We start from the raw sequence: 1,626 nt of genomic DNA, 5'->3' as shown, positions 1-1,626 counted from the left end.
GCTTTGGATGGCTCCAAAGCGAAGAAACTTAGGCCTCAAAGGGAAGGACGACGTCGGCGGCCGACAGCGACCAGGCGCTGCGGCCTGCCGGTCAGCGGTCCTCGGACGGGGCCTGCTCCGGCAGGGCCGCGAGCTGGGCCTCCAGGTGGAACACCTCGTCCAGCAGCACGAACCCGTCGTCCGGGTTGCCCTCGTCGACGAAGAAGCCCGACATCGCGGCCTGCCAGCGCGCGTTGACCTCGGTCGCGGCCATCCCGCGCTGCGCCGCCGCGTAGTCGTCGGTCTCGAGGAACCCGACCAGCAGCCCGTCGTCCCGCAGGAACAGGTGGTAGTCGCGCCAGCCGGTGTCGCGCAGGGCCTCCAGCATCTCGGGCCAGACGGCGGCGTGCGCCGCGCGGTACTCGTCCAGCCGGTCCGCCCGCACCCGGGACGTGAAGCAGACGCGTGCACCAGCGGTGTTGCTCGACATGTCCGGTCCTCCGGTTCGATCCCCGTGAAGGGCGACCTCCGCCCTGAAACGGTTCATAATGTAGCCCGAAGCAAGGAGGCGCTCCATGACCCAGCCGGCCGCTCACCGCCGAGCATCCATCGCCGACGTCGCCCGCGCCGCCGGCGTCTCCGTCGGCACCGTGTCCAACGTGCTCAACCGTCCCGAGCGCGTGCTGCCCGGGACCCGCGAGCGGGTCGAGGCCGCGATCGACGAGCTGAGCTTCGTGCGCAACGGCTCGGCCCGGCAACTCCGCGCGGGGACCATCACCACGGTCGGCGCGATCGTGCTGGACATCGCCAACCCGTTCTTCACCGACCTGGCGCGCGGCATCGAGGAGCGCCTGGACCGCGACGACTTCACGCTGATGGTCGCCTCGTCCGACGACGATCCCGACCGCGAGCAGCGCTACCTGCGCCTGTTCGAGGAGCACGGGGTGCAGGGCGTGATGGTCGTGCCGGCCACCGACGACATCGAGCACCTGCTCGCGGTCCGCCGGCGCGGCACCGGCGTGGTGCTGCTGGACCGGCCGTCGTCCGACCCGAGCATCTCGTCCGTGGCCGTCGACGACGTGCGCGGCGGCGAGCTCGCCGCGCGGCACCTGCTCGACGAGGGGCACACGCGCATCGCGTTCCTGAACGGCCCGCACACGATCCGGCAGTGTGCCGACCGGCACGAGGGCGTCGTCAAGGAGCTGGTCACGGCCGGGCTGGACCCGGCGACCGCGCTCGTCGAGGTCACGGTACCCAGCCTGAACGCCGACGGCGGGGAGGCCGCGATCCGCGGGCTGCTGGAGCGAGGCGACCGGCCCACCGCCGTGTTCTGCGTCAACGACCTGGTGGCGCTGGGCGTGCTGCGCACGCTGCGTACCGAGAACATCGCGGTCCCGGCCGAGGTGGCGGTCGTGGGGTACGACGACGTGACGTTCGCCGCCGAGCTGTCCACGCCCCTGACCTCCGTGCGGCAGCCGACGCACGAGCTCGGTGCCCGCGCCGCGGACCTGCTGCTGGACGGGCCGGACGCGACCGCCGAGCACGTGATGTTCCAGCCGACGCTGGTGGTCCGGGGCTCCAGCTCCGCGGCAGGGGCGTAGCGCTGAGGGTCTCGACAGGCTCGACCCGCGGTAGCCCCGCTGGTCG

The 1,626-nt window shown here is 72.3% G+C and carries 2 protein-coding genes; one reads left to right on the top strand and one right to left on the bottom strand.

What is annotated here, in order from left to right; translation table 11 throughout:
* Positions 1–91: 91 nt before the first annotated feature.
* The gene (locus ACFU5G_RS29870; RefSeq protein WP_377252778.1) at positions 92–469 is read right to left on the bottom strand and encodes an L-rhamnose mutarotase; all 378 of its coding nucleotides are present in this window, start codon (positions 467–469) and stop codon (positions 92–94) included.
* A gap of 85 nt (positions 470–554) precedes the next feature.
* Between ACFU5G_RS29870 and ACFU5G_RS29865 the strand changes: the two genes are divergently transcribed.
* Entirely contained in the window at positions 555–1,580 is a 1,026-nt protein-coding gene (locus ACFU5G_RS29865) for a LacI family DNA-binding transcriptional regulator (protein WP_377252776.1), read from the top strand.
* Positions 1,581–1,626: the final 46 nt, after the last annotated feature.

It is taken from the genome of Promicromonospora sp. NPDC057488 (assembly GCF_042802395.1).
GTDB lineage: Bacteria > Actinomycetota > Actinomycetes > Actinomycetales > Cellulomonadaceae > Promicromonospora.
This window is presented reverse-complemented; position numbering and strand designations above follow the sequence as displayed.